We start from the raw sequence: 15,633 nt of genomic DNA, 5'->3' as shown, positions 1-15,633 counted from the left end.
CGCTTCCCGGAAAGCTCGATCGCAGGCGGCATGTTTGGCACGGCGCGTGTGCGCGATGCGGTCGCTGGCGCGGCGGCGCGCCTGGCATCGCCGTTGCCCGCGGCTCTGGATGCGCCGATCAGCCAGCTGATTGGCGGCGCGCTGACGCCCCAGCAGCGTATGCAGGCGCTGGGCCGTCAGCCTCGCGGCGAAATGAACAAGACCGAGGCTGCCTACGCGCAATTGCTCGGCGCGCGCAAGCATATTGGCGAAATCGACTGGTTCGAATTTGAGGCGATGAAGTTGCGGCTCGCTGGCGCGAAGCTGTGCTTCTACACACCCGACTTCGCGGTATGGACCGGCGGCGCGCTCGAGCTGCACGAGGTCAAGGGATTCTGGACCGACGATGCTCGCGTGAAGATCAAGGTTGCAGCCGCCGCGTTTCCGTGGGCCCGCTTCGTCGCAGTGCGCCGCGTGAAAGGTGAGTGGATTCGGGAGGAGTTCTAAGTGCAATCGAAGAACAAACGTAAGCCGACGGTTGCCGAGCAGCAGCACATCGTCGCCGTCAAGGAAATGGATTGCGGTGTATGTGACCAGTCTGGACCGTCCGAGGCACATGAGATCGAGCAGGGCCAGTGGTTCACGTCGATCCCGTTGTGTGCCGATTGCCATCGCGGTGCATTTAATGGAATCCACGGTCAGGCGCGTATCTGGAAGGTAAAGAAGCTTGACGAGCTTGCGGTGCTGAATGCGACGATTGCGAAGATGCTGTACGGCCGTGCGGCCTGATCGTGCGGCTGATCGACGAAAACGATAAGGGACCGGATATGGGAATGCTGGGTGCGTGGGTTCGGGAAGCGTCAAAGGTTCAGATGGGTGACTCGGCGCCGGCCGGCAGTGATCGTATTGGCGATGTGCTCGCGGAGTGGTACGAATATGAAGACGCGTTCCGCCCCAAGTTGGGCTACGAGCGTCGGTCGTCGTCATGCAACTTCCAGATCAGCCGGCAGTGGGACGAGTCGGATCATGACGATCGTGTCGACGATGATCTCCTTGCGGCGCGCGCGCGAGCCGTCGCTGAGTGCATCGAAAAGCTCGACACGAGGTTTCGTGTCGCGATCCAGACAGAGATGCACAATCGAAATGTTGGGCGCTCAGTCTACAGGAACCCTCGAAACCCCGAAACGCAGGCGGCTGACTTCAATGCAGCGCTCGCGATACTTGCGCCCATGCTCGCCGCGAGAGGCCTCATTGAAAAAAAGATTGCAGACAAAAAAAAGCACGCGTAGAATCTGTTTCCGTTGGGCGTTCTCGCGCCCATAGCAAATGCAAATTCTAGTGAAAAGCCCGCTCTAACCCAGTGGGCTTTTTGCATTTCCACCGTGTCTCCTTCAGGGGCTTTTTAGCGAGGGTTCCTGAACTTCGAAACGCCCGTTCCGGTTAGTGCCGGCGCGGGCGTTTCTTTTTTCTGGATCTGAAATCGCGCGATGGCAAAGAAACTGACCGAACAGCAGAAGCGATTCGCCGACGCGTTCCTCGTCAGCCTCAATGCGACTGATGCGTATAGGTCTGCTGGTTACAAGGCTACTGGCAATTCGGCTGAGGTGAACGCTTCTCGCCTGCTCAGAAATGCTCAGGTTGTCGCATATCTGGCGGAACGCCGCTCTGCTCGCATGGCTCGCGTCGAAATCACGCAGGACGACGTGCTGCGTGAGTTGCGCGCGGTGATGACGTCCGACACCAACGAGATCGTGCAATACCGCCGCGGTTGCTGTCGGCACTGCTGGGGCGCTGCCTTCCGATACCAGTGCACGCCGTCTGAGCAGGAGCAGCGCCGCAAGGATTACAACCGCGAACGCGGCAAGCTGATGCAGCAGGGCGCGCCGGAGGATTTGATTCCGCCGTTCGACGAGCTGGGTGGCATTGGCTTCAACAAGAAGCGTGACCCGAACCCTGATTGCCCCGAGTGTTTCGGCGACGGGCGCGGCGAGATCTTCGTGGCCGACACGCGCAAGCTGCCCCCGGCTTTGAAGTCGCTTTACGCGGGCGTGAAGATCGGTAAGGACGGCCTTGAGGTGAAGCTGCATTCGAAAGATAAGGCGACCGAACTGGTCGCGCGTCACTTGGGGATGTTGAAGGACAAGGTCGAGGTTGAAGTCGGCGACAAGCTGGCTGAGCAGCTCGCAGCCGCACGTCGTCGTCGCGCGAATGGTAACGCGAGCGGCGCTTGAGGCCGAGCTAGTCGAGGAGATCGGTGCCTTTGTGGGCGATCCACTCGGCTTCGTCTACTTCGCGTTCGATTGGGGCTGCGGCGAGTTGGCGAAGTTTGAGGGGCCGGACGAGTGGCAGATCGAGATCCTGACGAGGCTGCGCGATGGCCTGCTGACGTTGCGGGAAGCGATCCAGATTGCGATCGCGTCAGGCCACGGTATCGGCAAATCGGCGTTCGTTGCCTGGCTGATTCTGTGGGCGATTTGTACGCGCGAAGACACGCGTGGCGTCGTGACGGCGAACACCGACACGCAGTTGCGCACGAAGACCTGGCCGGAGCTGATGAAGTGGCACCGGCTCTGTATTTGTGGCCACTGGTTCGAGGTCACGGCGACCGCGATCTTTTCGAAGCAGCTGCAGCACGAAAAGACGTGGCGTATTGATTCAGTGCCGTGGTCGGAGACGAACACGGAAGCGTTTGCCGGTCTGCACAACCAGGGCAATCGCATCCTGCTGATCTTCGACGAAGGGTCGGCGATCGCCGACAAGATCTGGGAAGTTGCAGAGGGTGCGTTGACTGACGAGGACACCGAGATCATCTGGTTTGTCGCAGGCAACCCTACGCGGAACACTGGACGGTTCCGCGAGTGCTTTGGGCGGTTGAAACACCGCTGGATACACAAGCAGGTTGATTCGCGAACTTGTCGTATGACGAACAAACGGCAGATTGCGAAGTGGGTGACGGACTACGGTGAGGACAGCGACTTTGTCCGCGTGCGTGTCCGAGGTCAATTTCCGAATGCGAGTGCGATGCAGTTCATACCGAGCGACCGAGCAGCAGAGGCGATGAAGCGCGAGGCGTCAGCGAGCCTGCACGATGCGCTCGTGCTCGGCGTCGACGTCGCTCGTTCGGAGGATGGCGACGAGACCGTTATCGCCGTTCGGAAGGGTCGCGACGCGCGCACGCATGAGTGGCGAATCCTGAAGACCCGCGACACGATGAAGATCGCATCTGTCGTGGCCGAGATGTTCGACCGTTTGCACGCTGATGGTCTGTTTGTCGATGTCGGCGGTGTCGGTGGTGGCGTCGTCGATCGCTTGATTCAGTTGGGCTATCCGGCGATCGAGGTCGCATTCGGCGCCGAAGCGGATCGTTCGATGCCGGGTACCGAGCACATCAGCTACTTCAACAAGCGCGCCGAAATCTGGGGCGAGATGAAGGAGTGGCTGAGACACGGCGCCATCCCGGACGACACCGACCTTGAGCAGCAGTTGATCGGCGTTGAGTACGGATATAAGCAGAAGCACGGGCGCGACGCGATCCTGCTCGAATCGAAGAAAGACATGAAGGCGCGCGGGCTCGCATCGCCGGACCGCGCTGATGCGTTGGCAGTCACGTTTGCCTATCCGGTTGCGGCTCGCGAACACGCGGGCCGCGCGGGCATCCCGAACGGTCTGCGTCGCGGTCACGCGCAGACCGATTACGACCCGTACGCAGAAGCGCACGGGAATCAGGTCCAGACAGACTACGACCCGTACAACTGATGGAGCGAAACATGGGATTTGGAAAACCCTCGATGCCGAGCGCTGCCGCACCGCTTCCGCCGCCGCCGGCGCCGACCGCGCAGTCAGCTCAGGGCGCTGATGCAGCGAAGTCGGCGCAGCAGCGCGCGGCGATGGCTGGCGGTCCGTCGAGCACGATCATCACCGGCGCGGCCGGTTTGACCAATCCGGCCAGCACGACCAAGACGACGCTGGGCAGTTGATTCTGGCCGAGAGGCCAAAACGAGTTCCGCGCGGAGAGCGCCCCACGGGGATTAATCGCTGCGACAGACCGACAGACGGCTTGCCGCGCGGAACACAAACAGAGGAGCTATCGATGTCGTTGAAAGAGAAATTTGCTGCAGTGAAGGCTGCCGTCGCGCAGGCGTTGAGCTACGCGAACCCGGAAGAGGTGCTCAAGAACGCCGAGCATGAATTCCTCGAAGCAGCGGCTAATGCGTATCACGCCCTCGAACGTCGTGTGATCGAGCTCGAATCGCGTCTGAAGCAACTGATCGAGCCGGGTGAGCCCGTCGCCGCGGCCGCCGCGCAAGGGGTGGCCAATGTGGGGGAGCAGTCGAGCGGCTCGTCGACCTCTGCTGCTGGGACTTCGGGTGATCCGGGAAACGCGAGCGCTGCCCCGGATGCGGCGGCGTCGACCCAAGCGAATGCGACGGACAGCCCGGATGCCTTGCAGACCACAGCGACGGCGAATACGACTACGTCCGCACCTACTGGTGACGGTGCGACGGCGCCGTCGACCGCATCGTAATCAACTGCTAACTGGAGACCGCGCGCATGGGAGCCACGCCGAAGATTCTGTCCATGATGCTCACGCAGCCCGAAATTGTCCGGCTGCGCGCGCATGTGGACCAGCGCCTCGTCGGCCTGCGCGTGGAGCGGTATTCTTGGTGGCAGCACTGGCGCGAGATCGCCGACTATCTGCTGCCGCGCCGCTACAACTGGCTCGTCACGCCGAACAAGGTCAATCGCGGAAGCCCGATCAATCAGCGCATCATCGACAGCTCTGCGACCAAGTCGTGGCGCACGCTCGCGTCGGGGATGATGTCGGGCATGACGTCGCCGGGCCGTCCGTGGTTTCGTCAGACGCTCGAAGACCAGGACCTTGCCGAAGCTCCAGGCGTCAAGCTCTGGCTCGATCAGGTCACGAAGCGCATGGAACGCGTATTCGCCTCCTCGAACTTTTACAACAGCATGGCGACGCTGCATGGTGATCTTGGATCGTTTGGCACGGCGCCGATGATCATTTACGAAGACTTCGATTCCGTCATTCGTTGCTATAACCCATGTGCCGGCGAATACTACCTTGCCGTCGGCCCGCGCGGCGACGTCGATACGCTCTATCGCGAGTTCGTCTATACGACGTACCAGTGCGTGAAGGAATTCGGCCTCTCGAACTGCTCGCCGACGGTTCAACAGGCAGTGCAAACCGGTGGCGCCGCGCTGACGCGCGAGATTGTGATCGGCCATGCTATCGAGCCCAACGAAGATTTTCTGCCCGGCGCGAGCGGATTCCGCGGCGCGGCATATCGCGAGGTTTATTGGGAGTTGGGTTCCAGTGAAACCGACGTGCTGCGTTTGCGCGGATTCCCGGAGCGCCCATTCATCGCGCCGCGCTGGGACGTATCAGGCAATGACGCGTACGGCCGCAGCCCCGCGATGGATGCGCTGGGCGACATCAAGCAGTTGCAGGTCGAGCAGAAGCGCAAGGCACAGGCGATCGACAAGATGGTCAATCCGCCTATGGTCGCAGACGTGCAGTTGAAGAATCAGCCGGCGTCTCTGCTGCCTGGTGGGGTGACGTACGTGAACAACGTTGCGAACGGCGTTGGATTCAAGCCCGCGTACGAGATCAATCCGCAGATCCAGCATCTGCTCGCAGACATCGAAGACGTGCGCAAACGCATCGGCGACACGTTCTTCGAAGACCTGTTCATGATGATCAGCCAGCTCGATACGGTACGTACCGCGACCGAGATCGACGAGCGCAAAGAGGAAAAGCTTGTGCAGCTCGGCCCCGTGATCGAGCGCTTCGACAACGAGGCGCTCGATCCGTCCATCAATCGCGCGTTCAACATCATGCTGCGCAAGGGGCTGCTGCCGCCGATTCCCGACGCGCTGCGGGGTCAGCACATCCAGATCGAGTACATCTCCATGCTCAGCGAGGCGCAGAAAGCCGCTGCGACCGCGAGCGTGGAGCGTTTCGCGCAGTTCGTCGGCAACATCGCCGGCGCTGTGCCAGATGCTCTCGATAACGTCGATTGGGACGAGATGATCGACGAGTATGCGGAGATGCTCGGCGTGTCGCCGAAAGTCGTCGTGCCGCTCGCGAAGGTCGTCCAGATTCGCTCGCAGCGCGCGAAGCAGCAGGCCCAGCAACAGCAGGGCGCGAACGCAATGGCCGCAGTGCAGGGCGCGCAGGTGCTTTCGAATACCGATGTTGGCGGTGGCGTCAACGCTCTGCAGAAGCTCGTCGGGAATGGCTGATCGATGTACGTACTGGTGGAGATCGAGATAGCCGCACTTGAGCGTGTCGCGCTGGAGCGGATGCTTTTCGTTGATGTGCGAACGGCGGCCTCACTGGTGGCGAGGGGTTATCTGCGGCGTGTGAACTGTTGGCCGCGCGTCAGTTGGGAATTAACCGATCGCGGGCGTGCTGCCCTCGATGAAATTGGAGGAAGTGATGCCCGACGTACCAGGCGCAATTCCGGCGGCGGTAGTGCAGGCGGCAATGCAGCAGGCGCAGCCCAACCTCGCCGACGCGGCCAAGCAGTCAGCTGGAAAAAAGAAGAAGCCCGCAGCCAAGACGGCTGCGCAGACCATGTATCCGCAGCTCCCGTCCGCACAGGATGTGGGCGCAAATAGCTAAGACCCAAGGAGGGCACGCAATGCTTGACCGCGCTGCAGCAGCCGACACCGACCAGAAAGGCTGGCTGATCGAGATGAACGACGCAGGGACGAAGTCCGTGCTGTCGCTGAGCGAGGGCCGCGCACTCGGCCGGCCGCTCGGCGCATGGACGCCCGATCAGGCGCTTGGGCTTCGGCTCGCGCGTCGGTGCGACGCCGAGGACTTCGTTAAGGCTTTCCTGCGCAACGAAGCGCCGTTCATCACCATCGTGCCTTTCACGGGAGTCTGACATGTCGAAAATACAGCTTCCGTACGAGGGGTCGTTTGCCGAGAACCGTCCGCGCGGCGTCGCGATCTGCGTTCCATCGAATGACATGGTCCATGCCGACTTCGCCATGCGCCTGTCGGCGCTGACGTATTCGACGCGCATGCCGCTCGCGATCCTGAACACGAAGGGCTCGCTCGTCGCGACGAATCGCAACGCGCTTGTCGAGCAGGCCGAGCGCGTCAATGCTGAATGGCTGCTGTTCCTCGACTCAGATCTGCTGTTCCCGCGCGACACGATCACTCGCCTGATCGCGCACGACAAAGACATCGTCGGGGCAACCTATTGCAAACGCGTGCCGCCGTATGAAGTCCTAGGTCGCACGCTAGACGGCGAGCGCCTCGAAGCAGCGAGTGGTCTTGTCGAAGTCAGCGGCCTGCCGACCGGCTGCCTGCTCGTTCGCCGCAGCGTGTTCGAGAAGATGACGCGTCCGTACTTTCGCACGCCCGCGCACGAGGATGGCGAGATCGAGGGCCTCCCGGCGCACATCGAGGGCGAGGACTATTACTTCTGCCGCGTCGCGCGCGAAGCGGGCTTCAGCGTTTGGCTCGACGTCGATCTCACGATGCAGATCGGTCACATCGGCCAGCAGGTGTTCCAGATTCCCAATCACGAGGAAGTGATCGCAGATGCCGAAGGACGAATCCAGCTTGCGCACTGATATCGAAGACGGCGCCGACGCTGGTGCCGCCGAGTTCAATGCGGGCGACCCGGGCAAGGTCGGCGAGCGTCGCTCGAAGGTCAAGCAACTCGAAGATCGTCGTGCCAATGGACTGCGGCAGATCATGTCGTCGCCTGACGGTCGTGCGTGGATGTGGGAGTTGCTCGCGTCGTGCGAGATCTTCAGCCCGTGTTTTACGGGCAACTCGACGACGTTTTTCAACGAAGGTAAGCGGGCCGTCGGGCTGCCGGTATTTCACGCGGTGACCGAGCTGTTTCCTGACCAATACCTGTTGATGGCGAAGGAGGCCAAACAGAATGTTTAAGCGATTGATGCAACGCTTCGTGCTCCTCGAAGGTGAAGGTGGAGGCGATGCGCCCGCCGGCGGTGCTGCGGCCGTAGCGCCGGCCGCGCCCGTCGCGCCCGGCAATCTCGTCGCTGATGCCGTCGTGCCTGCGGCTGCGGCGGTGGAGGCCGGCACGGATGCCAAAGCTGGCGCCGGTGATGCTGCTGGCGCGGCCAAGCCGGGCGAGCCAAGCGAAGCAGGCAAGCCCGAAGGCGATACCGCCGGCGAGAAGAAGCCGATCGAATACACGGATTTCAAGTTGCCCGATGGCGTCGAGGTCGACGCAGCGAAGCTGACCGAGTTCAAGGACAAAGCCCGTGAAGCGGGTTTGACCCAGGAGCAGGCCCAGCAGCTCGTCGATCTCCATGCCAACACGCTGAAATCTGCCACCGATGCCAGCACGCAAGCCTGGTACGACACGCAGAAGCAGTGGCAGGAAGCGGTGAAGAACGACCCAGAAATTGGCGGCAAGAACTTCGAACCCATGAAGGCCGTGGTCGCGAATGCGATCGACACGATTGGGGGTGAGGACGCCGCGAAGATCCGGCAGGCGTTCGACTACACCGGCGCCGGGAACAACCCCGACGTGATTCGTTTCCTGTATCGGCTCGGGCAAGCCATCGGCGAGGGCGGTGCGGTGAACAGCGGCAAACCGGCCGCCGTGGAAGCGCCCAGGTCCGCAGCCGAAAAGCTGTACCCCTCGCAGTCTCAAACCAACCAGTAATCCTGTTCGTTCGCTGACACGGGCACACACTTGACACTGCCTAAACCGCGACCAGACAGATCGATAAGGAGAGCGCTATGAAGATCTAGGAGCTTGAATGGCAACGATCGGAGCACTCGCCCTTACCTATGCGGATTGGGCAAAGCGTGTCGACCCGGACGGCAAGATCGCCGTGGTCGTCGAAATGCTGTCGCAGACCAACGAGATCATGGACGACATGCTTCTCGTTGAAGCAAACCAGGCATCCGGACACAAGACGACCGTTCGCACGGGGCTGCCAAAGGCCACGTGGCGCATGCTGAATTACGGCGTGCCGAAGGGCAAGAGCACCACCGCTCAGATCATCGACAACATCGGCATGCTCGAGGTGTATAGCGAGATCGATAAGTCGCTGGCCGACCTGAACGGAAACAGCTCGGAATTTCGTCTGTCCGAGGATCAGCCGTTTATGGAAGGCATGAACCAGCAGATGGCATCGGCCATTTTCTACAGCAACAGCGCGGGCACGCCCGAGCAGATCATGGGCCTCGCACCGCGGTTCAACACCGTGACCAGCGCCAATGCAGCGAGCGCACAGAACGTGATCGACTGCGGCGGTACCGGCTCGACCAATACGTCGATCTGGCTGGTGTGCTGGGGTGCGAACACGGTCCACGGGATTTTCCCGAAGGGCCAGCCGACCGGCCTGCAGCACCGCGACCTCGGCGAGTGGACGCTCCAGGACGGCAACGGCGGCCAGTACCAGGGCTACCGTACCCATTACAAGTGGGACATGGGCCTGTCGGTTCGCGACTGGCGCTACGTCGTCCGCATCTGCAACATCGACGTGGTCAACCTGATCAGCGGCACGGCACCGAACCTGATCAACGCGCTGATCCGCGCGGTACATCGTCTGCCGACGCAGCCGCGCGCGGCAGGCCCGGTGCAGACGTCGGACGCAAAGAACGGCATGCCGCAGTTCCGCGCGGCGTTTTACTGCAACCGCACGATCAGCACGTACCTCGACATGCAGGCGGTGAACAAGCAGAACGTGCTGCTCAAGCAGGACGAATGGGACGGCAAGCCGGTCCTGACGTTCCGCGGCATTCCCGTGCGCACCTGCGACGCGCTCGTGTCGACCGAAGCGCGCGTCGTCTAAGCGCGCTATGGCGATAGCGAACTGTTGAACCAGCGGGCCGAGATCGGCCCGCCACTGGAGATAGACATGCTTCTCGATGCAAATTTGCTGTTCGACACGCAGAGCGCGATTACCAGCTCGCGCGCGTCCACGAACGTACTCGATCTCGGCGCCAATCGCGATATGGGCATCGGCGACGATCCGTCGCTCAAGCTGCTCGTGCTCTGCCCGACTGGTTTCACGACGACGAACGCGGCAACGCTGCAGGTGCAGTTTCAGGCCAGCACGGACAGTGCGACGTGGTCCACGATCGCGCAGACCGACGTACTGCCGGCGGCTCAGCTCGGCGCTGGCGCCAAGATCGCCAGGATGGACGCGCCGAACAATGGCCTGACGCGTTATCTGCGCCTGAATTACCTGGTCGGTACTGGGGTGTTCAGCGCCGGCGCGGTAACTGCCGCAATCGTGCTCAGCCGCGACGACAGTCCGCAGTACCAGGCCAACTACAACGCCGCGAACTAGTCGGCAGCTTGGGGCGGCCTGGCTGCAAGCCGCCTCAGGATTTCCCCGGCAGCACCACCAAGGAATCGACATGCCCGACGTAATCGAGAAATCCCAGGCCGGCGAAGCTCAATCGCGCGAGTGCCCGCGGTATGAACTCACCGAGCAAGCCTATCTGCGCATGGAAAACGACAACTTCGAGCGGTTGCACGCAGAAGGCGAAACCATCGAATTCCGTGGCGTGCCCGGCTACCACATGGTGCCGTTGAACGAGGCCGCGAAAGCAATGTGCGCGAAGCACAAGCCGAAGCAGTTCGACTTCAACAAGCTCGCGCCGCTGACGGCGTAATCGCGCAAACGCAATCGGGAGCCCACATGAAGCTCATCAGCATGGAGCGCACCGAGGCCGAGAAGAAGGCCGCGGAGGAGCGCTGGAGCGCCGAGGCCGAAACTGGGCCGGATTACCCCTATGGGTTGTGCATCAACCTCGGCGCCGACGAGCTGAAGAAGCTCGGCATCGACGATCTGCCTTCGGTTGGCGCGGAGATGACCATGACGGCAACGGTCAAGGTGACGAGCGTCAGCAGCTACGAATCATCGGGGTCGGAGGGTAGCAAGTCGGTCAGCCTGCAGATCACGCAGATGGCGCTCGATGATGGCAATGGGCCATCGGCAGCCGAGAAGCTTTACGGTTCGAAGGGGTGACGCGTGCCAGCCAGTCAGGTCCAGATCTGCAATCTCGCACTCGCCGGTGTCGGCACGCGCTCGACGATCGCCTCGCTCGACGAGGGTAGCGCCGAGGCCAACCAGTGCTCGCTCCATTACGACGTCGCGCTCGAAGCGACGCTGCGCGGTGCGCACTGGAATTTCGCGCGCAAGCAGGTCGCCTTGTCCCTGATCGCCGATGCGACGCAGGGGCAGCCGGTGCCGCAGCCGTGGACGTACGAATACGCGCTTCCATCGAATTGCCTACTCGCGCGGTTTGTCCTGCCGCAGATGGCGATCACTGGCGCGCCATTCCCGGTCGCGCAGCAGCGGCCGGTGCCGTTCATCATCGGCTCCGATCAGGATGCGGACGGCAACGACATCACGGTGCTGCTGAGCAACGAGCCGCAGGCCCAACTCGTGTACACGGCCCGCATGACCAATCCGGCCGTCTACGACCCGTCGTTCGTCGACGCGTTCGTGCCGATTCTTGGCTCGAAGCTTGCCATCCCGCTGACTGGCGACAAGGGCGCCCGGCAAACGCTGATTCAGCTTGCGCAGGCGCTGCTCAATTCGGCGCAGGTCAGCAACGGTAATGAGGGGCTGACAGTCATCGATCACCAGCCCGACTGGATGCGCGTACGCGGCTTCGCGGGCGACTGGATTCCGGACGGCTCGTGCTGGTTCAACGCGCCGATCGCACTCACACCTTACGACTGACATGGGCACTCCGGTAATACAACCGTCCTTTGCCGCCGGGGAGCTGAGTCCCGCACTGTGGTCGCGCGTCGACCTCGACAAGTACCACGTCGGCGCCGCGCTGCTGCGCAATTTCTTCGTCGATTTCCGTGGTGGTGCGTCGAATCGCGCGGGTACGGCATTCACCGGCCCATGCGTGAGCGCCGCGACTGCCAACCGGCTGATCCCGTTCACGTTCTCGACGGTGCAGACGTATGCGCTGCTGTTCGGCAACCGCACGATGCGAGTGGTGATGAATGGCGGCCTGGTGCTTGAGCCGGCCTTTACGGTGCAATCGGTCTCGAATGCCGATCCGTGTGCGGTCGAGGCTGACGGACATAATTTCGAAAATGGCGACACGGTCGAACTGGCCGCGCCGGGCATGGCGATCGACGGCCGACTGTTCTTCGTCCAGAACGTCTCGGGCAACACCTTCACGCTGGCCGACATGTTCGGCAACCCGATCGACGCGACGGGCGCTGGCCCATTCGCGAGCGGGAGTATCGCGCGCGTCTTCACGGCGCAAACTCCATATTCGTCGGCTGACCTTGCAACGCTGAAGTATGTACAGAGCGCCGACGTGATGACGCTCACGCATACGAGTTATCCCGCGTATCAGCTGACCCGAACGCAGCACTGGGTCTGGACGTTCACGGAAATTGCATTCCAGTCGAAGACGCCGGCACCGAGCGGCATCACGGCGACTGCGGGGTTCATGCCCACGTCGTTCGCCATTGCGGATGCAAATAATGAAGCGCCCGGTGACATGCGCGCGCCGAACAATGACTTTGCAAACGGCGATCACGTTCAGCTATTGCTCACAGGCGATTGGGCTACATTGAACGGCATTACATACACCATCGTCAGTGCGCAGACCGACGGAACCTATTGCCTGCAGAAATCAGACGGAACGCAGCTCAGTCTGGCTGGATTTGGTGCGTTCACCAGCGGCACCGTCGCTCACACGCCGACCGAGTATCAGTATGTGGCGACCACGATCGGGGCAAACGGCACGACGGAGAGCCTCCCGTCTTCAGTCGCCAGTTGCAGCGGCGCGACCCTGTCTAGGGTTGGTGGCGCGTCCAATGTCCTGACCATCGAGCCTGAAGACGGCGCGACGATGTTCAACATCTATCGGACGGCCGAAGTCGAAGGCGGTAGTCCGCCGACCGGCGCGCTGTTCGGCTTTATCGGCTCTGTCACCGCGCAGGGCTCGACGATGACTTTCGTCGACAACAACATCACGCCGGATTTTTCGAACTGCCCGCCGCAGGAAAACAACCCGTTCGAGAACGGCAACAATCCCGGCGCGAGCACGTATTTCCAGCAGCGCCAGGTTTTCGCCGGCATGGCGAATCAGCCTGATGGTCTTTCCCTGTCGAAGTCGGGCGATTTCCTGAACATGGACTATTCGAGCCCATCGAAGGACGACGACGCGATTCAGGCGACGATTGCCTCACAGCAGGTCAACGCGATCAAGCACCTGTTGCCGATGACGTCGCTGATCGCCCTCACGGCGAGCGGCGCGTGGCGTATCGACGGCGGCACGCAGTCGAGCGTCATCACGCCGTCGCAGTTCGACGCGGTGCCGCAGGCCTATAACGGCTGCTCGGACGTTCCGCCGATCGTCATCAACTACGACATCCTGTACGTGCAGGCGAAGGGCGCGACGGTGCGCGACCTCTCGTACAACTTCTACGTGAACATCTACACCGGCACCGACATGACGGTGCTGTCCAAACACCTGTTTGACGGTCATCAGATCGTCGAGTGGGCTTACTCGGAAGAGCCGTACAAGGTGATCTGGGCGGTGCGCGAAGACGGCGCGCTGCTGTCGTTCACCTATATCAAGGAGCAGGACGTCTACGCGTGGTGCCGCCACGATACGAACGGCCTGTTCAAATCCGTCTGCTCGATCTCCGAGGGCAACGAGAACGCCGTCTATTTCGTCGTCGAGCGCATGGTCAAGGGACAGATCGTGCAATACGTCGAGCGCATGGCAAGCCGGATCATGGGCGGCGACCCATCCGTCGGCGTGCCGGCCGACCTGAGCAAGGCATGGTTCGTGGATTGCGGGCGCCAATACCCGCTGACGTATCCCGCGGCCACGCTGTGGCCCACGGCTGTATCGGCGCCGCCGGGAATCTATGGCGTCAATCTGGTTAATGGCGGCCAGAACTACACGGCGCCGACCGTCGTCGATGCGAGCGGCAGCGGCGCCACATTTACCGCAACGGTCGCCGATGGCGTCATCACGACCATCACGCCGACCGCGCCGGGCGCCGTCGTCAACCGGCCGAATCTGGTGATCAGCGATGCGAGCGGCAGCGGCGCCGTCGCGACCGTGATCGTGCAGTCGCAAGTCGTCATGAATTCCGATGTACAGGTGTTCGGCGATCAGCATGTGGGCGCGATTCTTCGCGCCGCGAACGGCATGGGCACGGTTGTGGCGGTGCCGTCGACGACCCAGATCGTCGTCAACGTGACGACACCGCTCGGCTCGATGTGGCCGCTGTCGCCGGGCAACTGGTCGCTGACCATTCCCGTGAATGCGGTGGACGGTCTTGACCATCTCGAAGGGCAGACCGTCGCGATCCTGGCCGACGGCAACGTATTGCCGCAGCAGGTCGTCTCGAACGGGTCGATCTCGCTGCCGCGCGCCGCGACATCGGTCGTGGTCGGCCTGCCGTATCAGTCGCAGCTCAAGACGCTGTACCTCGATATTCAGGGCGGCGCCACGATCCAGAGCAAGCGCAAAAAGATCAGCGCGGTCACGGTGCGCATGCTCAACAGCCGCGGCATGAAGGTCGGGCAGACGTTCAGCAGCCTGCACGAATTCAAGGAGCGCAACACCCAGCCGATGGGGCAGCCCATTCAATTGATCACGGGCGACGAGCGGATTGTGCTCGATCCGCTGTACGACCTCACCGGTCAGGTATGCATCCAGCAGGACAACCCGCTTCCGGTAACGGTGCTGGGCGTCATGCCGGAAATCACGATCGGGGACAACTGATGGAATCGCGCGTCGTGCCGGCCACTCTCGAACACGCTGCCGCGATGGCGCCGCGCATGCGCGCGGCCGACTGTGCGGAGTGCTGGGCGCTCGCGCACGTCGAGCCGCTCGAAGCGCTGTGCATTTCGCTTGAGTGGTCGCTGTATGCGTGGACGTGGCTTGTCGACGATCAGCCGGCGTGCATGTTTGGCATCGGCACGACGTCGCTGATCGGCAATGTGGGCTCGCCGTGGCTGCTGTCGACTGATCTCGTCGCCGAGCATCGCATCACGTTCCTGCGTGGCTGCAAGCCGTATCTCGCCCACCTGCGCGGCAAGTTCCCGTATCTGCACAACGTCGTCGACGCGCGCTATGTGACCTGCGTGAAGTGGCTCAAGCGCTTGGGGTTCGTCGTGCATGACGCGGAGCCGATCGGGCCCGCTGGTGCGCTGTTTCATCGATTCGAAATCGGAGAGTGCAATTGACGGACGTAATGGATCGCGACATGGTCGCGTACGTGAACCGCCTCGAACAGGAGGTGAGCAAGCTGCCGCAGGCTCATTGTCCGGTGTGGCATCACTTCGCGCCGGGCCTGTACGCACGGCAGATGTTCATCCCGGCTGGCACCGTGCTGACCGGCGCAGTGCATAAGACAGAGCACCTGTGCATCGTGTCCGGCGACATCGACGTGACGACAGACGAAGGCGTGCGGCGCATCACCGCGTTGCAGTTGATCATCAGATCGAAGCCTGGAACGAAGCGCGCTGGCTATGCGCACGTCGATACGTTCTGGACGACCGTGCATGCCACGGACGAGACCGACCTTGACAGGCTCGCGCGCGATCTCACGGAAAGCGCGAATCAGCAGCTGCTCGGCGGTACCGAAAACGAGCAGTTCCGTAACAATTCGCTGAAGGGGTAAC

At 62.1% G+C, this 15,633-nt stretch carries 21 protein-coding genes; all 21 read left to right on the top strand.

Annotation, left to right across the window (positions count from 1 at the left end):
* The first annotated feature begins 48 nt into the window (after positions 1-48).
* The 21 genes from F3J19_RS04810 to F3J19_RS04710 all read left to right on the top strand — a co-directional run bounded on the left by F3J19_RS04810 (position 49) and on the right by F3J19_RS04710 (position 15,632).
* Positions 49-486: a hypothetical protein gene (locus tag F3J19_RS04810; protein WP_345891004.1), complete on the top strand. Its 438-nt coding sequence runs from the start codon at positions 49-51 to the stop codon at positions 484-486.
* Entirely contained in the window at positions 487-768 is a 282-nt protein-coding gene (locus F3J19_RS04805; RefSeq protein ID WP_167038337.1) for a hypothetical protein, read from the top strand.
* Positions 769-770: 2 nt separating this feature from the next.
* Positions 771-1,268, top strand: coding sequence for a hypothetical protein (locus tag F3J19_RS04800; RefSeq protein WP_167038335.1), 498 nt, complete (start codon positions 771-773; stop codon positions 1,266-1,268).
* Positions 1,269-1,466: 198 nt separating this feature from the next.
* A complete protein-coding gene (locus F3J19_RS04795; RefSeq protein WP_167038333.1) occupies positions 1,467-2,210 on the top strand; it encodes a terminase small subunit in 744 nt (247 codons plus the stop codon).
* The gene (locus F3J19_RS04790) at positions 2,131-3,735 is read left to right on the top strand and encodes a terminase (RefSeq protein WP_240158744.1); all 1,605 of its coding nucleotides are present in this window, start codon (positions 2,131-2,133) and stop codon (positions 3,733-3,735) included. The genes F3J19_RS04795 and F3J19_RS04790 overlap by 80 nt, the downstream gene beginning before the upstream one ends.
* An 11-nt stretch (positions 3,736-3,746) precedes the next feature.
* Positions 3,747-3,956 carry a hypothetical protein gene (locus F3J19_RS04785; protein ID WP_167038331.1) on the top strand — a complete coding sequence of 70 codons (210 nt, stop codon included), beginning with the start codon at positions 3,747-3,749 and terminating at the stop codon, positions 3,954-3,956.
* Between the two features lie 113 nt (positions 3,957-4,069).
* Complete coding sequence (locus F3J19_RS04780; protein ID WP_167038329.1) at positions 4,070-4,504, top strand: hypothetical protein; 435 nt, start codon at positions 4,070-4,072, stop codon at positions 4,502-4,504.
* A gap of 26 nt (positions 4,505-4,530) precedes the next feature.
* The gene (locus F3J19_RS04775) at positions 4,531-6,240 is read left to right on the top strand and encodes a portal protein (RefSeq protein ID WP_167038327.1); all 1,710 of its coding nucleotides are present in this window, start codon (positions 4,531-4,533) and stop codon (positions 6,238-6,240) included.
* 178 nt (positions 6,241-6,418) lie between these two features.
* Complete coding sequence (locus tag F3J19_RS04770) at positions 6,419-6,622, top strand: hypothetical protein (protein ID WP_167038325.1); 204 nt, start codon at positions 6,419-6,421, stop codon at positions 6,620-6,622.
* 19 nt (positions 6,623-6,641) lie between these two features.
* A complete protein-coding gene (locus F3J19_RS04765) occupies positions 6,642-6,890 on the top strand; it encodes a hypothetical protein (protein WP_167038323.1) in 249 nt (82 codons plus the stop codon).
* Between the two features lies 1 nt (position 6,891).
* Entirely contained in the window at positions 6,892-7,587 is a 696-nt protein-coding gene (locus tag F3J19_RS04760; RefSeq protein ID WP_167038321.1) for a glycosyltransferase, read from the top strand.
* Positions 7,556-7,912 carry a hypothetical protein gene (locus tag F3J19_RS04755; protein WP_167038319.1) on the top strand — a complete coding sequence of 119 codons (357 nt, stop codon included), beginning with the start codon at positions 7,556-7,558 and terminating at the stop codon, positions 7,910-7,912. Before F3J19_RS04760 ends, F3J19_RS04755 begins: the two co-directional genes overlap by 32 nt.
* Complete coding sequence (locus F3J19_RS04750) at positions 7,905-8,657, top strand: hypothetical protein (RefSeq protein ID WP_167038317.1); 753 nt, start codon at positions 7,905-7,907, stop codon at positions 8,655-8,657. The genes F3J19_RS04755 and F3J19_RS04750 overlap by 8 nt, the downstream gene beginning before the upstream one ends.
* Positions 8,658-8,754: 97 nt before the next feature.
* Positions 8,755-9,795 (top strand): major capsid protein, encoded by a 1,041-nt coding sequence (locus tag F3J19_RS04745; protein WP_167038315.1) that lies wholly within the window; start codon positions 8,755-8,757, stop codon positions 9,793-9,795.
* 66 nt (positions 9,796-9,861) lie between these two features.
* The gene (locus tag F3J19_RS04740) at positions 9,862-10,296 is read left to right on the top strand and encodes a Bbp16 family capsid cement protein (protein WP_167038313.1); all 435 of its coding nucleotides are present in this window, start codon (positions 9,862-9,864) and stop codon (positions 10,294-10,296) included.
* 70 nt (positions 10,297-10,366) lie between these two features.
* Complete coding sequence (locus F3J19_RS04735) at positions 10,367-10,624, top strand: hypothetical protein (RefSeq protein ID WP_167038311.1); 258 nt, start codon at positions 10,367-10,369, stop codon at positions 10,622-10,624.
* Positions 10,625-10,650: 26 nt separating this feature from the next.
* Positions 10,651-10,980 (top strand): capsid staple protein, encoded by a 330-nt coding sequence (gene gp10 / locus F3J19_RS04730; RefSeq protein ID WP_167038309.1) that lies wholly within the window; start codon positions 10,651-10,653, stop codon positions 10,978-10,980.
* Positions 10,981-10,983: 3 nt separating this feature from the next.
* The gene (locus tag F3J19_RS04725) at positions 10,984-11,700 is read left to right on the top strand and encodes a hypothetical protein (RefSeq protein WP_167038307.1); all 717 of its coding nucleotides are present in this window, start codon (positions 10,984-10,986) and stop codon (positions 11,698-11,700) included.
* A 1-nt stretch (position 11,701) separates the two neighbouring features.
* Positions 11,702-14,731: a hypothetical protein gene (locus F3J19_RS04720; protein WP_167038043.1), complete on the top strand. Its 3,030-nt coding sequence runs from the start codon at positions 11,702-11,704 to the stop codon at positions 14,729-14,731.
* Positions 14,731-15,195, top strand: a complete 465-nt coding sequence (locus F3J19_RS04715; protein ID WP_167038305.1) for a hypothetical protein — start codon at positions 14,731-14,733, stop codon at positions 15,193-15,195. The genes F3J19_RS04720 and F3J19_RS04715 overlap by 1 nt, the downstream gene beginning before the upstream one ends.
* On the top strand, positions 15,192-15,632 hold the full coding sequence (locus F3J19_RS04710; RefSeq protein ID WP_167038303.1) for a hypothetical protein: 441 nt from the start codon (positions 15,192-15,194) through the stop codon (positions 15,630-15,632). Before F3J19_RS04715 ends, F3J19_RS04710 begins: the two co-directional genes overlap by 4 nt.
* Position 15,633 lies beyond the last annotated feature (1 nt).

The sequence above is a fragment of the Burkholderia sp. Ax-1724 genome (genome assembly GCF_011752995.1).
GTDB lineage: Bacteria > Pseudomonadota > Gammaproteobacteria > Burkholderiales > Burkholderiaceae > Paraburkholderia.
The sequence above is the reverse complement of the archived record's forward strand: the minus strand, read 5'-3'. Positions and strand labels throughout refer to the sequence as shown.

What these genes read in the sequence shown, in the direction of transcription:
- F3J19_RS04795 (WP_167038333.1), top strand. Translation starts at nt 1,467, where the DNA reads ATGGCAAAGAAACTGACCGAACAGCAGAAGCGATTCGCCGACGCGTTC.
- F3J19_RS04785 (WP_167038331.1), top strand. Translation starts at nt 3,747, where the DNA reads ATGGGATTTGGAAAACCCTCGATGCCGAGCGCTGCCGCACCGCTTCCG.
- F3J19_RS04780 (WP_167038329.1), top strand. Translation starts at nt 4,070, where the DNA reads ATGTCGTTGAAAGAGAAATTTGCTGCAGTGAAGGCTGCCGTCGCGCAG.
- F3J19_RS04775 (WP_167038327.1), top strand. Translation starts at nt 4,531, where the DNA reads ATGGGAGCCACGCCGAAGATTCTGTCCATGATGCTCACGCAGCCCGAA.
- F3J19_RS04770 (WP_167038325.1), top strand. Translation starts at nt 6,419, where the DNA reads ATGAAATTGGAGGAAGTGATGCCCGACGTACCAGGCGCAATTCCGGCG.
- F3J19_RS04765 (WP_167038323.1), top strand. Translation starts at nt 6,642, where the DNA reads ATGCTTGACCGCGCTGCAGCAGCCGACACCGACCAGAAAGGCTGGCTG.
- F3J19_RS04760 (WP_167038321.1), top strand. Translation starts at nt 6,892, where the DNA reads ATGTCGAAAATACAGCTTCCGTACGAGGGGTCGTTTGCCGAGAACCGT.
- F3J19_RS04755 (WP_167038319.1), top strand. Translation starts at nt 7,556, where the DNA reads ATGCCGAAGGACGAATCCAGCTTGCGCACTGATATCGAAGACGGCGCC.
- F3J19_RS04750 (WP_167038317.1), top strand. Translation starts at nt 7,905, where the DNA reads ATGTTTAAGCGATTGATGCAACGCTTCGTGCTCCTCGAAGGTGAAGGT.
- F3J19_RS04745 (WP_167038315.1), top strand. Translation starts at nt 8,755, where the DNA reads ATGGCAACGATCGGAGCACTCGCCCTTACCTATGCGGATTGGGCAAAG.
- F3J19_RS04740 (WP_167038313.1), top strand. Translation starts at nt 9,862, where the DNA reads ATGCTTCTCGATGCAAATTTGCTGTTCGACACGCAGAGCGCGATTACC.
- F3J19_RS04735 (WP_167038311.1), top strand. Translation starts at nt 10,367, where the DNA reads ATGCCCGACGTAATCGAGAAATCCCAGGCCGGCGAAGCTCAATCGCGC.
- gp10 (WP_167038309.1), top strand. Translation starts at nt 10,651, where the DNA reads ATGAAGCTCATCAGCATGGAGCGCACCGAGGCCGAGAAGAAGGCCGCG.
- F3J19_RS04720 (WP_167038043.1), top strand. Translation starts at nt 11,702, where the DNA reads ATGGGCACTCCGGTAATACAACCGTCCTTTGCCGCCGGGGAGCTGAGT.
- F3J19_RS04715 (WP_167038305.1), top strand. Translation starts at nt 14,731, where the DNA reads ATGGAATCGCGCGTCGTGCCGGCCACTCTCGAACACGCTGCCGCGATG.